This is a genomic window from Hymenobacter profundi (assembly GCF_019334315.1).
In the GTDB taxonomy this organism is placed as follows: Bacteria; Bacteroidota; Bacteroidia; order Cytophagales; family Hymenobacteraceae; genus Hymenobacter; species Hymenobacter profundi.
The window spans coordinates 1-17741 of the sequence record NZ_JAHWGL010000005.1; the positions used below are offsets into that span (position 1 = coordinate 1).

Below are 17741 nucleotides of genomic sequence, written 5' to 3' on the forward strand. Positions count from 1 at the left end.
TAGCAACGACTCGTTCTCACGTGATAAGGTCCTTCGCAAGCTCAGGATGACACACAGTTTTTAACTCCTAAACTCACCTTTATTCTCCATAACCGCCGGGTAGGCCAGGGGCAGGGTTGCCTTGGGCGGCGCTGCCGCTAGGTACACCCATTTTCTCTTCGCGCTTGCGCTGGTAGCGGTCAAACTGGGTAGGCGAGAGCACCTCCTTCAGCGCGGCCAGGCGCGACTGGCCTACGTCTTCCACCACGCCGGCCATCTTGCGCAGGTCGCGGCGGTACTGGGCGCGGGCGGTTTCCACGGCCCGAATGCTGGTAAGGTTGATTTTCTGTACTTTCTCTACCTGCTGCGGATTCAGGCCCAGACCTTTTTGCATATTGGCGGTGAGGCTAGTGGCGCGCTCCGTGAGCTGGGTTTCGTTAAACAACGGCGTGGCGGTTGAGGCAGCCGACGTGTTGGTTTTGCTGGGCAATGGTTTGGTGTTTTGCGCCAACAGGGTAGCAGGTGCGGCCAGCAAAAAGACCGATAAAAGCAGGGAGGTTGATTTCATATCGAATGCAAAACTACGGCAGAAAGCGAAAGGTGGGCTGGGCGTAAGCACGCCGCCTGTGCTACTTCCTCTAAAGATAGTGCCAGACTATCTGGCTTAGCCCAACACACGACCGGTTGTTTTGATGCCCGGCACCGCAGAATCTGTGCGCGCCGGGCGTAACCTTTTGGGCGCACTTTGCATACAGCTTTCTATTATGAAGCGAGAAACCCGAACGAACTGGCTGACCGCCCTAGGTGCGGGCGCCCTGTTGGCCGCTGCCACGTTGTATACTAACCGCCGGGGCAGCTACGAGCTGCGCAACCGCGTGGTGCTCATCACGGGCGGCTCGCGTGGGCTAGGCCTGCTGCTGGCCCGCCAGGCCGTAGCCGAAGGCGCCAAAGTAGCCATCTGCGCCCGCGACGCCGACGAGTTGGAACGCGCCCAACGTGAGCTGACCGCCGACGGCGGGGAAGTAATTGCCTTGGTGCGCGACCTCACTGACCCCGTAGCCGTGCGCACGCTCGTCACGGAAGTGCAAGGGCAGCTTGGGCCGATTGATGTGCTGATCAACAACGCCGGCATCATCTCCACCGGTCCGCTCGATAACCTGGACGAGCGCGACTTTCAGGACTCGATGAATACGCACTTTTGGGCGCCTTTGCATGCCATGCAGGCCGTACTACCCGATATGCGCCGCCGGGGCGAAGGCCGCATTGTAAACATTGCTTCCCTGGGTGGCAAAGTAGCCGTGCCACATCTGATACCTTACAGCGCCAGCAAGTTTGCGTTGGTAGGATTGTCAGAAGGCTTTCGGAGTGAGTTAACTCAGCACGGCATCAAGGTAACCACCGTATGCCCCGGCCTGATGCGGACGGGCAGCCCCCGCCACGCTATTGTGAAGGGCCAGCACCGCAAGGAGTACGCCTGGTTTATGATTGCCGACTCGCTACCCGCCATTTCCATGAATGCTGAAACAGCGGCCCGCCAAATCTGGAACGCCTGCCGCCGCGGCGACGCCGAGCTGATTCTGGGTCTGCCCGCCAAGCTGCTGGCTACCTTCCACGGCCTATTCCCCGGCCTCGCCGCCGACGTGCTGGGCTGGGTCAACCAAACCCTCCCCGACCCCGCCGGCGACCTAGGCGACGTGCGCCGCCGCGGCAGCGAACTGGAATCTGACATCACGCGCTCTTGGATAACTACGCTGACACAAGAAGCGGAGGAGGAAAATAACGAGGTATAGGATATTGTTGCTGATTAGACTGTGTTTTGTGAAACGAGGCTCCACGTGGTTTTGCATGAATCATGTTGGAGCCTCGCTTCAGCGTTTTGGTACACTGACCTATACAAAGACAAGGGCATTAGACGTATTCTTCAAGAACAAGTCTATTCTGTATCTGCTTCAAAAAAACAGGCAATAGGCTGTTAAAGAGATGAATAGCGACTGTCGGCAGGCCGCGTTCTGGTGCCTATAGGTGCTTTGCTGAGTGGCAATATGTCGCGGATGTATTTCCTACTGACATAGGTGAAAAGCGCGGTTGTTTTGTTTCTTTGCCTGTATGGCGCAACGGTATCCATTTGGTTTCTGCTGGATCATCCTGTTGCTGCTATACCCAATTGTTGGTTTCAGCCAAACCGTGCCGCTTCCCCCGGTTCCAGACAGTTTGCGTGCCGTAGTATCGGCCACCAGTCCTCCCGCTGCCGCGGCGTTGCTGCGGGTAGCGCAGGCCTATTTGGCACCGTTCGACTCGGCCGGCGTGGTAGGGTACGCACGCGCGGCTGAGCGCGCCGCGCGCCGTGCCCGGCAGCCTCATATTGCCGGGCAAGCACTGGACTTGCAGGGCGACTATTACCGCCAGGCTGGCCGGCCTGCGCTGGCACTGCCGCTGTTGCAACGCGCCGGGCAACAGCTTATTGGTGCCCCGGCCCGGCTGCAGGCCGAGACCCGCTACCACTTGGGCATGGCCCTGGGCGACCTGGGCCAACCCGGCCGGGCCCTGGTGCTATACGGCGAAGCTGGCCGCCTGGACCCCACCAACCGCGAGCTGCAGGCACAGCTGCTAAACTCCACGGGCCTGATTTACGCTCGGCAAAGCCAGCTCGATTCGGCGGCAGCCTGCTTTTTCCGTTCGTTGCGGCGGGCCGAGGGGTTGCCGGCGGGTACTGGTCCTGCGGCCGCCACACTGGGTAATCTGGGGAGGGTATACCTGCGGCAGGGCCGCTGGCGCGAGTCGGCCCGCTACTTGCGCCGGGGCATGGCCCTGGAAGCGGCTGACCTCGACACGATGGGGCTAGCCTCCTCCTGGCAGTTTTTGGGCGAGGCGCTGCTGGGTCAGCCCGATAGTCTAGCGGGAGCGTTGGCCTGCTTCCAGCGCTCGGAGCGGCTGGCCCGGCGCAGCCACTTAGCCAACTACCTACCCGCTGCCTGGCTACTGCTGGGCAAGGCCTATGAGCAGCGCGGCCAGCTCGACTCGGCCCAACACTATCTAACGCGAGCCGTAGCGGCCCAGCAGGCCCGTGGGGCGGCGGGGACGCTGGCCCCGGCCCTGATGGCCCTAGCCGAGTTTCGGGGGCGGCGGGGCCAATGGCAGGCCGCCGAGCAGGCGGTCCGGCGTGCCGAAGTAGCCCCCGGCGCCACCCTACCCCTGCGGGCCCAGGGCTGGGAGGTGCGCCGCCGCGCTGCCCTGGCCCGCCACGACTACGCGGCCGCCTACGCCGCCCTGGTGCGCCAGCAAGCCGTGCTGGATTCCGTGCGGGCCCGCGACAATCAGCAACTCACGGAGCTGATGCGGGCCGCGTACGAAACCGATGAGGCTGAGGCCCAGGTAAGTGCTCTACGCCACGAGGGCGAACTGCTACGCCTGCGCCAGCAGCGGCTGCTGTTGGTGTTGGTGCTGGGTGCAGTGCTGCTACTGGCAGGCGCGGGGCTGCTGCTGAGTGCCTACCGCCGCCGCCAGCTGCGCCAGGAGCTGGCCTTGCGCACCCGGCTCTCGGCCGATTTGCATGATGAGGTAGGGGGCTTGCTGACGCAGATTTCAATGCAAACCAACCTACTGGGAGCCGGTCTCTACTCGCCCGACGAGCAGCAGGTGCAGCTGCAAGAAGTAGCCACGGCTAGCCGCGCTGCCGCCGCCCAACTGCAAGACGTAGTGTGGGGCTACGATGCCCACAACGACACGACCAATAGCCTGCTCGACCGCATGCGCGACTACGCCTACGAGCTATTAGGCAGTGGCGAGCGGACCCTGTTCTTCACCGCCGACACGGCCCAGCTACCGCCGCAGCTGCCGATGGAAACGCGCCGCGCCCTGTATCTGATTTTCAAAGAAGCCCTGCACAACGTGGCCAAGCACGCCCCGGCAGCCCAGCAAGTAAGCGTGGCTCTGGCTGCCACGGAAGCTGAGCTGGTGCTAACGGTGGCCGACGATGCCCCCGCCCCGGTTCGGGCGCCGCGGGCCAGCGGCCACGGCCTGCGCAACATGGCCGCCCGGGCCGAGGCGGTAGGCGGTAGTTGCGTCAGCGGCTACGGCGCCGTGCCGGGCCACCCGGGCTGGGGCGTGCAGGTACAGGTACCAGTGCACTAAGGACGAGCCTGGCTGAGCGTAACGGAGTACATCAAGATGTACTTACGCCGTATGGGGGTAGGACCGTGCTTTGCAAACATGAAACATCCCTACCTGCTCGTCGCGCTGTTGGCCCCGCTGGCTGCTACGGCCCAAACCGGCGGCGTGGGCATCGGCACGAGTGCGCCTGATGTCTCGGCCGTGCTGGAGCTGTCGGCTGCGAACAAGGGGCTGCTCGTGCCCCGGCTGGATTCGGCCGCACGCGTGGGCATTGCCCATCCGGCCACGGGCCTGCTCGTGTTCCAAACCGCGCCACGTCTGGGCTTCTATTACTACGGCGGCGCGGCCGGCTGGCTGTTTCTGGCTGATAAGGCCCGCGGCGGCGACAACCTAGGCAGCCACACCGCCACCCGTAACCTGAACCTAGGCGCCAACCAGCTGGTGGGCAACGGCGGCACAACGGGCCTGACCGTCAGCAGCACCGGCCGCGTGGGCATCGGTACGGGCAGCACTGCCCCGCGCGGAACGCTAGACGTGGCCGGCGCGGGCGACACGTATCTGGTAGCGGACCCCAGCAAAGGCAATGGCCAGAGCGTGTACTTGCCCGGCCACCTGTATCTGGCTCCGTACAGCAGCGCCGATCCGGTGGCCTATGTGCAGGCCCGCGTGCCTAATCCCATAGCCAGCACCAACCTGGGCCTGACCTTGCGCACCACCCATGCCGGCACGCTCACGGATGCCCTGATCCTGAACGCCGATGGCAGCGCCAGAACCGCTGGCCCGCTCAGCACCCAGGGCAGCGTAACGGTACCCGCCACTAGTGCCTTCGCCTATGCCGCTCCCAAAGCCTACGTCCTGCACCTGAGCCGGGCCGACTTTACGGCGCAGAGCGGCGGCGGAGCGCGGCAGGACGGCGTTCTGCGTACCTTTTCCCTGAGCAGCGGGGAAGGCGTATTCGAGGCCCCGGTGCATCTGCCTCAGGGAGCTACCATTACCAGCTGCGACGTGTTTTTGCGGGATACTAATGCCAGCAGCTCCCTTACCGTGTCCCTGCAAGCTGCCGACTTCACGGCTAGCACCCAGATTACGCTAGGGGCCTTATCGTCGGTGGACAACGCCAACTACCAAACCGTCAACATGCCGACGAGGGGGGTAGTCGACAACACCACGTACAGCTACTTCCTGCTAGTGCGCTTTCCCGCCAACAGCGCCAACCTAAGCGTGGGCAGCGTACGGATATACTACACCATTACCCAGGCCGAGTAAGCCCCGGCTGGGCCGGGTCGCTGACGCTTTACAACGGACTGGACTTCGTTAGCTTCGCGGGCGGTAGCAGCACTGGAAAGCTGCTGATGCGCACCTACAATGCAGGCGGCACGCTCACCGACCGGGACTTCATTTTTTGGTATTTCAACCCTGATATTTCTACCGTTCTTTATGGCTATGTCGTTGACCCTGGCTATCATCGAAGACCTACCCGCCGTGCGCCGGGGGCTGGAAACCTACCTCTGCGCCCAGCCCGAGTTCAGTTGCACGCTGGTGGTGGGCTCGGTGGAGGAATTCCTGGAAAAAGTCGGGCAGGAGGCTACGCCGCCCCGGCTGGTGCTCTCCGATATTGGCCTACCCGGCCGCTCGGGCATCGAGGGGGTGGCCCTGATCAAGCAGCGCCTACCCCACACCGAGGTAGTGCTCCTCACGGCGACTATGGGCGACCCGGCCCGCGTGTTTCAGGGGCTGTGCGCCGGGGCGGTAGGCTTCTTTCTGAAAACCACCCCGCTGCCCGACCTCAAGGCGGGACTGTTGGCCGTGGCCGAGGGCGGCAGCAGCATGAGCCCGGCCGTGGCCCGCGAGGTGGTGAAATACTTCCAGCCTGCCCCCGACCCCACGCAGGTGCTCTCAGCCCGCGAGCTGCAAGTGGTGCGCGCCATCGAGCAGGGCCTGAGCTACAAGCTGATTGCCGACCAGCTCGGCATCAGCCTCAACACCGTGCGCCGCCACATCAAAAGCGTGTACGCCAAGCTGCACATCAACAGCAAAGGCGAGCTGCTGGCCCGCAACGTGCGCCGCGGCTGAACCCGCCCGGCAGGTACATCAAGATGTACTTTCGCCATATAAAGTAGGACGCGTGCTTTGTAGACATGAAAGCACATCTCCTCCCTACCCCTTGCCGGCTGCTGTTGCTTGTGCTGCTGAGCGTGCTGGCTGGCCCTACCCTAGCGCAAACGGGCGGTAGCGTGGGCATTGGCACTGCCACTCCGGACGCCTCGGCCGTGCTCGACTTGTCGGCCTCGAACAAGGGCCTGCTCATCCCGCGCCTGGACTCGGCGCAGCGCGTACGCATCGCGGCCCCGGCCACGGGCCTGCTCGTGTTCCAGACCAGCCCGCGGGCGGGATTTTACTACTACGCCGGCCCGGCCGCGGGCTGGCGCTACCTGCCCGACCAGACACGCAGCAGCAGCGGCGACAACCTGGGCAACGGGGTAGCCACCACCACCGTGAACCTGCAAGGCAATGCGCTGGTGGGCAGCGGGGCCGAGCTGCCGGCCGGTGTGCGGGGGGTAGGCGTGCGCGCCGATGGAGGCTTGAATATAGCCCAACACACGCCAGGCGACAACCTGTACCTGGGCTACCAGGCCGGGCAAGCCAACACGACCGGTTACTACAACCAGTTTATTGGCTACCAGGCCGGGCAGGCTAACACGACCGGCAATTACAATCAGTTTATTGGCTACCAGAGTGGCTACCACAACACGACCGGTAGCTTTAATCAGTTCAGCGGCTATGGTAGCGGCTATAGCAACACGACGGGCGACCAAAATCAATTCAGCGGCTACGAGAGCGGTGTTCTTAATACGGAGGGCAGCAATAACATATTTAGTGGCTACCAGAGTGGCTACCACAACACAACGGGCAGCTATAACCAGTTCAGCGGCTACCTGAGCGGCTACTACAACACGACCGGCAGCTATAATCAGCTCAGCGGCTACCTGAGCAGCTACAGCAACACGACCGGCAGCTTCAACCAGTTCAGCGGCTATCGGAGCGGCTACTACAACACAACGGGCAGCAATAACTGGGCCTTCGGCTACCTGGCCGGCCCTACCACAGGCAACCTGACCAACGCCGGGGCTATCGGCTACCGAGCCCAGGTTAGCCAGAGCAACTCGCTGGTGTTGGGTGGCACGGGCAGCAACGCCGTGCGCGTGGGCATCGGTATCACGGCGCCGTATTCGCAGCTCAGTAATACGGCCGATAACGTGGTGGGCAGCAACGGCTTCGGCGTGAGCAGCCCCTCGCTGACGTGGAGTAGCCCCGAGCAGGGCTACACGGCCGCCTTCTACAACGGCAATACCAGTGGAGCCGGTGGCGGGGCGCTGGCCGTGAAGGTGGCTTCGGCCTCGGCCGGTACCGCAGTCCTGGACGTGAGTCGGGGAAGCACGCAGAACGCCACCGGTACGACGCTGCTGCTCGTGCGTGCTGATGGCAATGTGGGCATTGGTACGAGCAGCCCTGGCTACACGCTGGATGTGGCCGGTACCATTCGCGGCAACAACGTGTCGCCTTCTGATGTGCGCTTCAAGCAGCAGGTGCGGCCGCTAACCGGGGCTCTGGCCGGGGCGCTGGCTTTGCACGGGGTGCGCTACCGCTGGAACGCGCTGGGTGTGGCCCACGGCGGGGTAGCCGGGGCCGAGCAGGTAGGCTTGCTGGCGCAGGAAGTGGAGCAGGTCTATCCGGAGCTGGTGAGCACAGATGCGCAGGGCTATAAGGCCGTCAACTACGCCCAACTCACGCCCGTGCTGCTGGAGGCAATCCGGGAGCTGGCGGTCCAAAACGAGGTGCTACAGGCGCAGCTACGCCTACAACAGCAGCGCGCCGATACCAGCACAACCGCCTTCGAACAGCGCCTGCGGGCCCTGGAAGCTGCCGCCGACCGCGCCGCCGTCCGCTAGCCCGGCAACCGTCGCCGCCATTTCTCTTCCGCACTTCCACACTTCACCTATCACGATATGAAACACACTCTACTACAAGCCTGCCTGCTACTGCTGCTGAGCCTGCTGGCTGGCCCTACCCTGGGGCAGACGGGCGGCAGCGTGGGCATCGGAACCACTACGCCCGCCGCCTCCGCCGCCCTCGACCTGACGTCGACGAGCAAAGGCTTTTTGCCGCCGCGCATGACTGTGGAGCAGCGCAACGCTATTGCCAGCCCGGCGGCCGGCCTCAGCATTTTCAACACAACCAGCGGCCAGCTGAACTATTACGACGGCAAGCAGTGGCGTGAGTCGGTGGCGGTAGCGGCCGATAATACGAATGTACCGACCGGAGGTACCTACACGTACACCGTACCAGCCGGCGTTACCAGCCTGCGGGTGGAGCTGGCCGGAGCTAGCGGCGGCAGTTCCGTTGGCAATGGTGGGCGGGGTGGCCTGGTACAGGCGCAGCTCAGCGTGAAGCCAGGGCAGGTACTGTACGCCGTGGTGGGTAGGAGTGGGGTCCAAGGGCCGATAAAGCAAGGTGGCGGCGGCATAATTCTCCGTACCACCGATAATGAAGGCAGCGGCGGCTTCAACGGCGGCGCTAGTACGATGTCTGGCGTTGCGGGCGGCGGTGGCGGGGCCAGCGACCTGCGCGTGGGTGGTACGGCGCTGGCCAACCGGGTGCTGGTGGCCGGCGGTGGCGGTGGCGGCGGCTACTACCTAAACTCAACCGGGGGCGAAGCAGGCGGCAGCGGCGGCAACCAGACCGGGGCTACTGGTCTCTACCATGGAGCCCTCACCGGGGGGAAAGGCGGTAGCCAGACGGCGGGCGGAAAAGGCGCGACCAACGATAATCCCTACTGGGTAGGAAACGACGGTGTGCTGGGCGAGGGTGGTATTGGGGGTGGCGGTGGGGGCGGCGGCGGCTACTACGGCGGGGGAGGCGGAGCTAACTACCGAACCCGATACGCTTACCAGGAGTACGGCAGCGGGGGTGGCGGCGGGAGTTCCTACGCCGCTGCTTCGACCTCCGAGCTGGGCATCAGCAACGTGACGATGACGCCGGGCGTGCAGTCGGGCGATGGGTACGTAACCATCACGCCACTCTACGCCAGCTACCCCGCCCCGGCCCTGGACGTGCGCAACTTCGTGAACAGCCCTTGGCGCAAGCAGGGTACTATGGTAAGCACAACGGTGGGGAGCGACCTGGTAGGCATTGGCACCAGCTCGCCTTCTGCCCAGCTTGAGGTGCAGCTGCCTGCATCCACGGCCGCCGCCTCGCTCAAGCTTGAGCACCGCGGCTCCAACCTGATTGTGCGCCCGCTCAACGGTGGCAATTCGGCTAGCATCATCGAAAACACAGCCGGTAACCTATTGCTCGAACCCAGCGGCCAGGGCAACGTGGGCATCAACCAGACTAACCCTACCTACCGCCTCGACGTGGGCGGCAGCATTTACGCTACGGGGGTTATCATCTCGTCCGACCAGCGCTTTAAAACGCAGATACGCCCGCTTACCGGGGCCTTGGCCGGGGTGCAGCAGCTACGCGGGGTGCGCTACCGCCTCAACGCGCTCGGGCTGGCCCGCGGCGGCAATGCGGGCGAGCAGGTGGGCTTTCTGGCGCAGGAGCTGGAAAAGGTGTACCCCGAGCTGGTGAGCACCGATAACAGGGGATACAAATCCGTGAACTACAGCCAGCTGACGGCCGTGCTGGTGGAGGCTCTCAAGGAGCAGCAGCGCCAGCTCGACCAGCAGCAGGCCCAGCTCACGGAGCTGCGCGCCCGCCTGGCCGATCAGCAGGCCGACCACGCCGCCCTACTCACGCTGCAAGCCCAACTGGCCCGGCTTCTGGGCGAGGCCCCGCCGTCTGCGCCGGCCCCCGCGGCCCGCTGATTCGCCCGTGTTCCACGTCTCAGCGCCTACCCTCATTCTTTCCGCAACGATTAGCACGCTTACTACATGAAAAAAGTATTCCTGATACCCCTGGTAGTCCTGCTACTGGGCCACCGACCAGCGTGGGCCCAGCAGGAGCGGGTCGGTATCGGCACCCTCAACCCGACCCAGACGCTCGACGTCGACAGCTCCCTGCGGGTACGCACCCTTACGCCGCCCGGCGGAAACCAGCTGCTGGTGGCCTTGTCTGATGGTACGCTGGGCCTGAGTGAGCCACTGGCGGCCACGGCGGGCCTGGGGCTGTATGCCCAGGTAGCCGGTACCAACCCAATAACGCTAGGCCCTGCCAGCGGCACGGCCTACAGGCGGGTGGCGGCGGCCGGGCGCTACCTGTTCGTGGCCGGCGGCGACCAGTTCAAAGTCTACGACGCGCAGGCTACTCCCACCTTACCCGTCTACACGGGCATCAATTCGTCGATGAGCGGTACGGTAGGCGCGCTGGCTGCCAGCGGCAATACCCTATATGCGGCCTCTACAGCGGGGCTGGACAAATTCACCATCTCCAACGGCTCCACCTTGGCGCTCTTCGCCCAGTACAACCTGCCCCTGGCTCCGGCCGGCACCACCAGCACCGCTATCTATGACGCTGTAGTGGCGGGTCGCTACCTCTACGTAGCGGCCTGCTTCAGCAATTCCAGCAACACCGTGGTGCGCGTTCTTGAGTTGAGCACCGGCCAGCCCACGGCCGTGGCCACGCTGCCGCTGGGCCTAACTGGCCGGGTGCAGCTGGCGGCCGACGAAAGCCGCGGCCGCCTGCTGGTAGCGCCCGATGCAGGGGCTTTGCAGGTGTACGCCCTGGCCACGCCGACGGCGCCTACCCCTGTGCTGGTTGCCACGGCTCCGGCTACGGCGCCGAGCCTGCCTACCTTCGAGGGAGGGGTGGCGGTGGTGGGCGGTATCCTGTACGGGGCCAACAACGCCACCACCCCGCCTACCCTCGACGTGTACGACGAAGCCAGCCCGGCCAACCCCTCGCAGCCCGCGGCGCTGGGCGCGGTGCGCCTGCCCAAGAAGGTGCGCGACTTGGCCGTGGCCGGCGAATATGCCTACCTGCTCACGGCCGATGCCAGCAGCTACGAGCTGGTGGCGGTGCGGGTGGCGGCCCCGGCCCTGGTGGGCCTCGACGCGGCCGGCAACGTGGCCAGCGTGGCGCCGGTGCTGCCACCCGCCGACAACCTGGGCAACCACCGCGCCACTCAAAACCTGAACCTGGCGGGCTTCCAGCTCGTGGGGAACGGCGGTAGTCAGGGTCTGCGCCTCGACGCGGGCGGGCGAGTAGGCGTGCTGACGGCCTCCAGCAACAACTTCCGCCTCGACGTGGGTGGGACGTTGCGTGCCACCAATATAGCGGTGACGGGCACCCTCGCCGCGCCGACGCTCACAGCCACTACCAGCCTAAGCACGCCCAGCCTGCTGGCCCCCGTTACCGGTGCGCACCCGTGCCTGGCGGCGGCTACCGGCCAGGTAATCGTCAGCGGGAACAACACGGCGAGCAGCGGCAGCGACAATTACTCGGTGGCGCGCACCGGCGCGGGCACCTACCGCCTCACGTTCACGGCCGGCCCGCTGGCGACGGGCAATCTGCAGGCGGCCGCATTTTTGGCCGCGCTAGTGGGCACCCCGGGGTTCGTTACGTTCACCGCCTCCACTACCAACCCCTACATCGACGTGTACACCCGCAACCCCAGTGGGACGCTGACCGACCGGGACTTCACCTTCAGCGTGTTTCTACCTTAACCTCAGCCTGCCTTTTCCTTCTATCCACGCTTTTTTCTGATATGACTACACCTTCTACCCTCTTATGGTGGCGAATGGGGCTGTTGCTAGTGAGCCTGCTGCTGAGCGGCACCGCGGCTCTGGCCCAGCACATTGGCATCGGCACCAACGCACCAACCCAAACCCTCGACGTGAACGGCAACCTGCGCGTGCGGGGCCTGAGCAACCCCGGCCGCAACGGCCGCCTGCTCTCGGTGAAGCCCGATGGCACGCTCACGGTGGGCGATACGCTGGGCAGGCTGTCGGGCCTGGGAGCCAGCTCGCAGTTGCTGCCCGCGCCCGTGCTATCCCCAATACCCCTGGGCAACAACACGTACTACACCGATGAGGCAGCCGATGACCGCTACCTCTACCTGCTGGGCAACAAAGAAGTGCGCGTGTACGACATGGCGCGGCCCACCCAGCCCACGCTGGCGGGCCCGCCGTCGGCCATAGTCCCCAATCGGGGAAAACGGCTAGTTGTAGCCAACGGCTACGCCTACGTCTTCAACTTTACCGATACGCTGGACGTGTACCAGCTCACCACACCCACCACCTTCGCCTTCCGGCGCACCGTCATCAACCGGCCGCCCGGGGCCTCCAGAACGGCGTATATGGACGTAGCAGTGTCTGGCAACTACCTGTATTACGTGGGCTACTTCCCCGGTCTTAGCCCAACCATTAAGCTGCTGACCTATGACCTGACCGACCCGGCCAATCCCACGCTGCTGAACATGCTGGACGTGCCCAATAGCCAAGGGGAAGTCCGCCCCGTGCAGCTGGCCGCCGACGAGCAGACCAATACGCTGTACGCCCACATCGGGGGGTACCCCTATTCACTATACCAAATGGCCGCGCCGGGTAATCCCACGTCCCTGCGCACCACGGGCCCCTTGAGCGTCACGAGCCCGCGCTTGGTGGAGAAAATGGGCGCGTTGGGCGGAATGCTCTATCAGATAAATATCGACCACGTCCACCTCCACATACTCAACGTAAGCGGTAGCCCCGCTGCTCCGCAGGACCTCGTTTCGATACCCATTCCCACCCGCGTTTATGACGTAGACATTATCGGCCGCTACGCTTACCTTTCTGGTTCTACGAGCGGCGGGTATAGCGTATACGCGGTCCAGATAGCGGCGCCCTCGGTGCTGGCCTTCGACCCCAGCGGCAACATCAGCACCCAGTCGGCGGTGCTGCCTACCAACTCTGATAACCTTGGCAACCACACGGCCGTGCAAAACCTGAACCTGGCCAGCTACCAGCTCGTCGGCAACGGCGGCGGCAGTGGCCTGAGCATCAGCAGCAGCGGCCAGGTGGGCATTGGCACCACCACGCCCGCTGCTACCCTCGACGTGAACGGCGCCACTCGCGCCACCAACCTAACGGCCACCGACGCCATCCAGGCCGCTACAGTGCTAGCCAGCACTAACGTGCAAACCTTCGCCGTGCTCACGCCCGCCACTGGCAGCCACAACCTGCTGGTGCAGGCCTACGGTTCTATCGGCAGCGCGGGCAATGCCTATGGCTCTACCGACAATTATTCTGTGAACCACACGCCCGGCAGCAACACCTACCGAATTCGTTTCACCCCCGCCAGCGGCCTGGGTACTACCGTCCTCAGCGCCGCCGTGGTCAACCTTACACTTTACGGTGCTAACCCCGGCTTTGCCACCTACACGGCCACCGAGTCGGGTAGTATCGACGTGACGACAACCAACGCCAACGGCCAGGCGGCCGAGCGGGGTTTCAGCTTTACCGTGTACCTACCCTAACCCGTCATCGCTATGCAACAATTCATTTCAATGGCGGGTCTGCTGCTAGGACTCACGGCAGGCACCGCCGCTGCCCAAACCCTTACGGCCACCACTGGCAGCAGCCTGACCGTGCAAAGCGGCGCCACGCTCTACGTAGTGGGCGGCGTGCAGCAGGCCAGCAGGGCTACCCTCACCAACGCTGGCACCGTGCAGCTTACGGGCGACCTACTCAACGCCGGCACGCTGACTTCGCCAGGCCTGCTGCTGTTTAGTGGTAGCCAGGACCAGACCTTCTCGCCCGGCTCCGCTACGGTAGAAAAGCTGACGGTGGCCAACACCGGTGGCGCTGGCAATAATCGCCTGCTACTGCCGGCCGACCTTACCATCGGCACCCAGCTCACGCTCACGCAGGGTTTGCTGCGCACCCAGGGTAGTGCTACCCTGCTGATCCCCAACGGCGCCCGCGTGGAGGGCGAGGCCGACGGCCGATACGTACAGGGCCGTCTGCAAGTGAAGCGAACAGCGGTAAATGGCACCGTGGACTTCACCAACGGCTTCACGCTCACTACCAACGGCCAGAACCTAGGCACCGTGACAGTAACGCGTACGGCGGGTCTGCAAGTAGGCGGGGTCAGCTACGGGCAGAGCGGAAGCGGCACCAACCAGGGCATCGACCGAATGTGGCAGGTGGAGGCTACCCAGCCGCTCGACCCGGCTACTCCGGCCACTGTGAAGGTGAGTTGGGTGGCCGACGACGACCACGGACTGACGCTGCCGACCACAGCGCAGCTCTGGCGTGCCGAGCAAGGCACGGGCCCTTGGGCGCCGCAGGGTGCGCCGGTCAGCGTCAGTGCCCGTTCGTTTACGGCCAGCGTTGGGCAGCTGGGCATGCTTACCCTTAGCAGCTCCAATCAGCCCCTACCCGTGGAGCTGGTGCGCTTCACGGCCGAGCGCCGCGGTGCCGCGGCGCTGTTGCGGTGGAGCACCGCCTCGGAGGTGAACAACGACCGATTTGAGGTAGAAGTGAGCGAGGATGGGTACGCGTTTCGGCGTATTGGCCAGGTGTCGGGGCACGGCACGAGTAGCCTATCCCACGAGTATCAACTGCTTGACCCAGAGTTAGCTCGCTACGGGGCAGCGCTGGTGTACTACCGCCTGCGGCAGGTAGACCACGATGGCACCACCCACTTTTCGCCGGTGCGCACAGTAGTTGTAAGCGGGCAGCCGGAGCTGGCTTTGTTTCCAAACCCAACCAGTGAGGCTACCACACTAACGGGTGCGCTACCCAGCGCAGCGGTGAGCGTGTATGACTCTATGGGCCGCCTGGTGCACACGAGCACCGCCGATGCAGCCGGCTCGGCCCAGCTACGGCTGCCGGCTGGCAGCGCCGCGGGGGTATATATGGTGCGAACTGGTCAGCACGCCCTGCGCCTGATAAGGCAATAGGTAGGCAGTAACTATTCCCTCATGGGCTTTATTCAGCCTCCACAATCCACCCGCCGACGTGCTGGGCTGAGTTAAACCGTGACGCAGGAAGTGGAGAAGTAGGAAGGGTAGCGCAAGAAGTTGAGCAGTGCAAACTACTCAGGCCTTCAACCCGTTATGCTGAGGACCTGAGTAGTTTCCGTATATTCCATCAACAAACCAAGCCAAACGCATGAAAACCATCTCGATTCTCCTTGCTAGCGCTGCGCTGCTTTATATCTCGGTTTCGGCCGCTGCTCAAACAGCTCCGAAACCGAAGGTTAAAACAACTACATCTTCTCAACCGCGCACCACTAAGAAAGTGCCTTCTAAAAATCTGGCTGTTATTAGAGATACAGCTACCTTCCTGCGTTCGAGCCAGCCAAATGATGGCCGGATACGTGTTCCGATCCTGTGAAAGTTAGAAGTATCGGGTAAGCCTTACTTCAATATAACTACCTGTATAGTTTTGGCAGGCTCCGCAGTGGTAGCCATGCTTACGCACTCACTCGGCACGGTCGAAGCCCTAAATAAACTAAGATAATACTATGAAAACCCTATCCATGCTTCTTGTAGGCGGCACTTTGTTGTGCCTTTCGCTATCAGCCGCCGCACAAACAACGCCGGCTGCAAAACCGAAGGCTAAGACAACCATTGCCGATCAACCGCGCACCAATAGAAAAGCGGCTTCTAAAAATCTTACTGTTATTAAAGATACGGCTGCTTTCCGCCGTTCGAGCCGGCCCGGCATGATGCCTATTCGTGTGAAGCCTAGTCTTAAGTAGGCATTACTCAGCTCACAGCAATAATGGAAGCCGTGGAGCCACGGATAGGCCGGAAGTAAGTAGTGCTGTCTCTCAGTTCGATATAGCTAACAGGCGTGCCGACCACACCGCCGCTACGGTGGTAAAATACTAAGAATGAGCTCGGTGTAGGGTAATGTTGATGTAAAGAACTCTCTAGCTTAACAAATTCTCCTCGTAGCTGGCAGAATCGGCTACAGCACTGGTTTCTGCCGGCGTGGTCAGGTGCATGCTATTTGGCTGTACCCGCGTAGCCAGTGTAGCGCTGAGCGCCTGCGCCGCCGCTACCACCTGCGCCGGGTAGTGTAGGCGCGCCAACAGCCGAATAGCATTGCGCGTGGTGAGCGGACCCGCTTTGAGGCGGTAGTCGAAATACCAGTCATCCTCCGTGACGGTTTCGCAAAAGTGGTACTCAATAAAGCACGACTGCAAAAGCGTGCCCAGCTCCCCGTCGTGGGTGGCTGCTACTACCCAGCTGCGGGGCTGCAAGTATTCTAGCACAGCCTTGTTGGCAGCGATGCGCTCCTGCGTGTTTGTGCCTTTGAACAGCTCATCCAGCAGCAGCAGATAACTGCCGGGGGCCGCGTCGCAGGCCAGCAGCAACTGCCGCATGGTTTCGGCCTCGACCAAATAATAGCTTTTGCCCGTGGACAGGCTGTCGGCCAAGTTGAGGCTGGTGAGTACCCGGCAAAAAGGGGCGCGGTAGGCAGTGGCGGGGCACGTGGCTATTGTTTGTGCCAGTAAGGCGTTTATGCCCAGCGTGCGCATGAAGGTGGTTTTGCCCGCCATATTCGAGCCGGTAAGCAGTACGCCGAATTCGGTCAATGTGAGGTCATTGGGCACGCACCCTGGCACCAGCGGATGGTAGCCGCCTTGCAGTTGGACACCCTCGGTAGATGGCCCAAAGTGCGGAACGCAGGTAGCGTGGCGCTGGCGGAAGCTGGCTACTGCCAGGGCACAATCCACGTAGCCCACGGCCTCAAAGACGGCTCGAATGGCGGGCGCCTGCCGCTGTATAGCCACCCGGCAGCGGGCATACAACAGCTGGTCAACTAGCAGCAGCATCTTGAGCAGTTCCAGCAGCCCCATATTATCCTCTACCTGAAAGAAAGCCGCTTGCCGCAAAACACCTCCCAATCGGGCCAGCGGGGCGGCCAGCAGTTGCAGCGGCCGTAGGGGTAGGGCTGCCCGCTGCAACTCTCGCCCTGCCCGGTGCAAGCGGCCCAGTTGCAGCAGCGGACGAACATAGAGCTGAATCCGGGCGCGATGCCGAAGGTGAAACACCGCATTGAAGCAACCAAACGCAAGCGTGCCCAACCAAAGCACGGGCAGCCAAAAGCCCCCGAGCAACGTGGTCAACAGCCCCAGCGCGAGCAGCGCCGCGAAGCGTACGTTGGGCAACGCGGGCAGGGGCTCCTCGCCCAGCAAATCAACCAGGTAGTACGCCTCTGGGGCCGTCAGCTGGTCGAGGGCGAGTAGGGCTTGCCCGCGGGCTGCGGGTTGCTGCGCCAGCAGGATAGCAGCGGCATCAAACTCCTGTAGGGCAGTCTCGTCGGCGAGCGGGCTGCGCAGGCGGTGGTAGAGGCATTGCTCGCCTACCGGGCTCACAGTGGCATCGAGCAGACCGAAGAGCGCGTCGCCGTTCAGGTCGACCCAGGTTTGGTCGGGTAGGCGGTGGTAGGCGGGCTCGTGCTGCACATGGTTGTAGTAGCGGGCCACTAGGGGAATACGAGGAGTGTGCGCAGCCGGCTGTTGCCAGGCCGCTTCCAAGCGGCGTAAGCGCTTGCGGGAAGAAGTCCACATAAGAAGATAGGGTAGCTATCAAGGCACGGGCAGTGAGGTGGTGCCACTGGTCATTATAAGTAGCGCGAAAGGTAGCGCAGTAATGATTGTAATGAATATGCTACTCTAGGTGCAATGATTGAGCGGGCTAAAACTGTTATTATTCT

13 protein-coding genes are annotated in these 17741 nt (G+C 63.2%); 11 read left to right on the plus strand and 2 right to left on the minus strand.

The genetic code is table 11. The features are described from left to right. Positions 1–79: 79 nt before the first annotated feature. Positions 80–547: a hypothetical protein gene (locus KYK14_RS02410; protein WP_219156643.1), complete on the minus strand. Its 468-nt coding sequence runs from the start codon at positions 545–547 to the stop codon at positions 80–82. 196 nt (positions 548–743) lie between these two features. Here KYK14_RS02410 and KYK14_RS02415 point away from each other — a divergent pair, with 196 nt between their 5' ends. From KYK14_RS02415 to KYK14_RS02465, 11 genes are all read left to right on the plus strand, one after another. Then, complete coding sequence (locus KYK14_RS02415) at positions 744–1769, plus strand: SDR family NAD(P)-dependent oxidoreductase (protein WP_185284066.1); 1026 nt, start codon at positions 744–746, stop codon at positions 1767–1769. A gap of 421 nt (positions 1770–2190) precedes the next feature. After that, positions 2191–4110, plus strand: coding sequence for a tetratricopeptide repeat-containing sensor histidine kinase (locus tag KYK14_RS02420; RefSeq protein WP_219156645.1), 1920 nt, complete (start codon positions 2191–2193; stop codon positions 4108–4110). A 78-nt stretch (positions 4111–4188) separates the two neighbouring features. Beyond that, positions 4189–5355, plus strand: a complete 1167-nt coding sequence (locus tag KYK14_RS02425; RefSeq protein ID WP_219156647.1) for a hypothetical protein — start codon at positions 4189–4191, stop codon at positions 5353–5355. A gap of 177 nt (positions 5356–5532) precedes the next feature. Continuing rightward, positions 5533–6162: a response regulator gene (locus KYK14_RS02430; protein WP_219156649.1), complete on the plus strand. Its 630-nt coding sequence runs from the start codon at positions 5533–5535 to the stop codon at positions 6160–6162. Positions 6163–6227: 65 nt separating this feature from the next. Then, complete coding sequence (locus tag KYK14_RS02435; RefSeq protein ID WP_219156651.1) at positions 6228–8039, plus strand: tail fiber domain-containing protein; 1812 nt, start codon at positions 6228–6230, stop codon at positions 8037–8039. 57 nt (positions 8040–8096) lie between these two features. Further along, entirely contained in the window at positions 8097–9956 is a 1860-nt protein-coding gene (locus KYK14_RS02440; RefSeq protein ID WP_219156653.1) for a tail fiber domain-containing protein, read from the plus strand. 66 nt (positions 9957–10022) lie between these two features. Further along, entirely contained in the window at positions 10023–11753 is a 1731-nt protein-coding gene (locus KYK14_RS02445; protein ID WP_219156655.1) for an LVIVD repeat-containing protein, read from the plus strand. A 41-nt stretch (positions 11754–11794) separates the two neighbouring features. Further along, positions 11795–13543: an LVIVD repeat-containing protein gene (locus KYK14_RS02450; RefSeq protein WP_219156657.1), complete on the plus strand. Its 1749-nt coding sequence runs from the start codon at positions 11795–11797 to the stop codon at positions 13541–13543. A 12-nt stretch (positions 13544–13555) separates the two neighbouring features. Beyond that, the gene (locus KYK14_RS02455; protein WP_219156659.1) at positions 13556–14971 is read left to right on the plus strand and encodes a T9SS type A sorting domain-containing protein; all 1416 of its coding nucleotides are present in this window, start codon (positions 13556–13558) and stop codon (positions 14969–14971) included. Between the two features lie 211 nt (positions 14972–15182). Further along, positions 15183–15407 (plus strand): hypothetical protein, encoded by a 225-nt coding sequence (locus KYK14_RS02460; protein WP_219156661.1) that lies wholly within the window; start codon positions 15183–15185, stop codon positions 15405–15407. Positions 15408–15537: 130 nt separating this feature from the next. After that, a complete protein-coding gene (locus KYK14_RS02465) occupies positions 15538–15774 on the plus strand; it encodes a hypothetical protein (RefSeq protein WP_185284054.1) in 237 nt (78 codons plus the stop codon). Between the two features lie 174 nt (positions 15775–15948). On the opposite strand, the gene KYK14_RS02470 is transcribed toward KYK14_RS02465, so the two are convergent. Further along, a complete protein-coding gene (locus tag KYK14_RS02470; RefSeq protein ID WP_219156663.1) occupies positions 15949–17595 on the minus strand; it encodes a MutS-related protein in 1647 nt (548 codons plus the stop codon). Between the last annotated feature and the right edge of the window lie 146 nt (positions 17596–17741).

Excerpts from the sequence above, each read along its gene's own strand:
- KYK14_RS02410 (WP_219156643.1), bottom strand. The coding sequence starts at position 547 with ATGAAATCAACCTCCCTGCTTTTATCGGTCTTTTTGCTGGCCGCACCT.
- KYK14_RS02415 (WP_185284066.1), top strand. The coding sequence starts at position 744 with ATGAAGCGAGAAACCCGAACGAACTGGCTGACCGCCCTAGGTGCGGGC.
- KYK14_RS02425 (WP_219156647.1), top strand. The coding sequence starts at position 4,189 with ATGAAACATCCCTACCTGCTCGTCGCGCTGTTGGCCCCGCTGGCTGCT.
- KYK14_RS02430 (WP_219156649.1), top strand. The coding sequence starts at position 5,533 with ATGTCGTTGACCCTGGCTATCATCGAAGACCTACCCGCCGTGCGCCGG.
- KYK14_RS02435 (WP_219156651.1), top strand. The coding sequence starts at position 6,228 with ATGAAAGCACATCTCCTCCCTACCCCTTGCCGGCTGCTGTTGCTTGTG.
- KYK14_RS02440 (WP_219156653.1), top strand. The coding sequence starts at position 8,097 with ATGAAACACACTCTACTACAAGCCTGCCTGCTACTGCTGCTGAGCCTG.
- KYK14_RS02445 (WP_219156655.1), top strand. The coding sequence starts at position 10,023 with ATGAAAAAAGTATTCCTGATACCCCTGGTAGTCCTGCTACTGGGCCAC.
- KYK14_RS02450 (WP_219156657.1), top strand. The coding sequence starts at position 11,795 with ATGACTACACCTTCTACCCTCTTATGGTGGCGAATGGGGCTGTTGCTA.
- KYK14_RS02455 (WP_219156659.1), top strand. The coding sequence starts at position 13,556 with ATGCAACAATTCATTTCAATGGCGGGTCTGCTGCTAGGACTCACGGCA.
- KYK14_RS02460 (WP_219156661.1), top strand. The coding sequence starts at position 15,183 with ATGAAAACCATCTCGATTCTCCTTGCTAGCGCTGCGCTGCTTTATATC.
- KYK14_RS02465 (WP_185284054.1), top strand. The coding sequence starts at position 15,538 with ATGAAAACCCTATCCATGCTTCTTGTAGGCGGCACTTTGTTGTGCCTT.
- KYK14_RS02470 (WP_219156663.1), bottom strand. The coding sequence starts at position 17,595 with ATGTGGACTTCTTCCCGCAAGCGCTTACGCCGCTTGGAAGCGGCCTGG.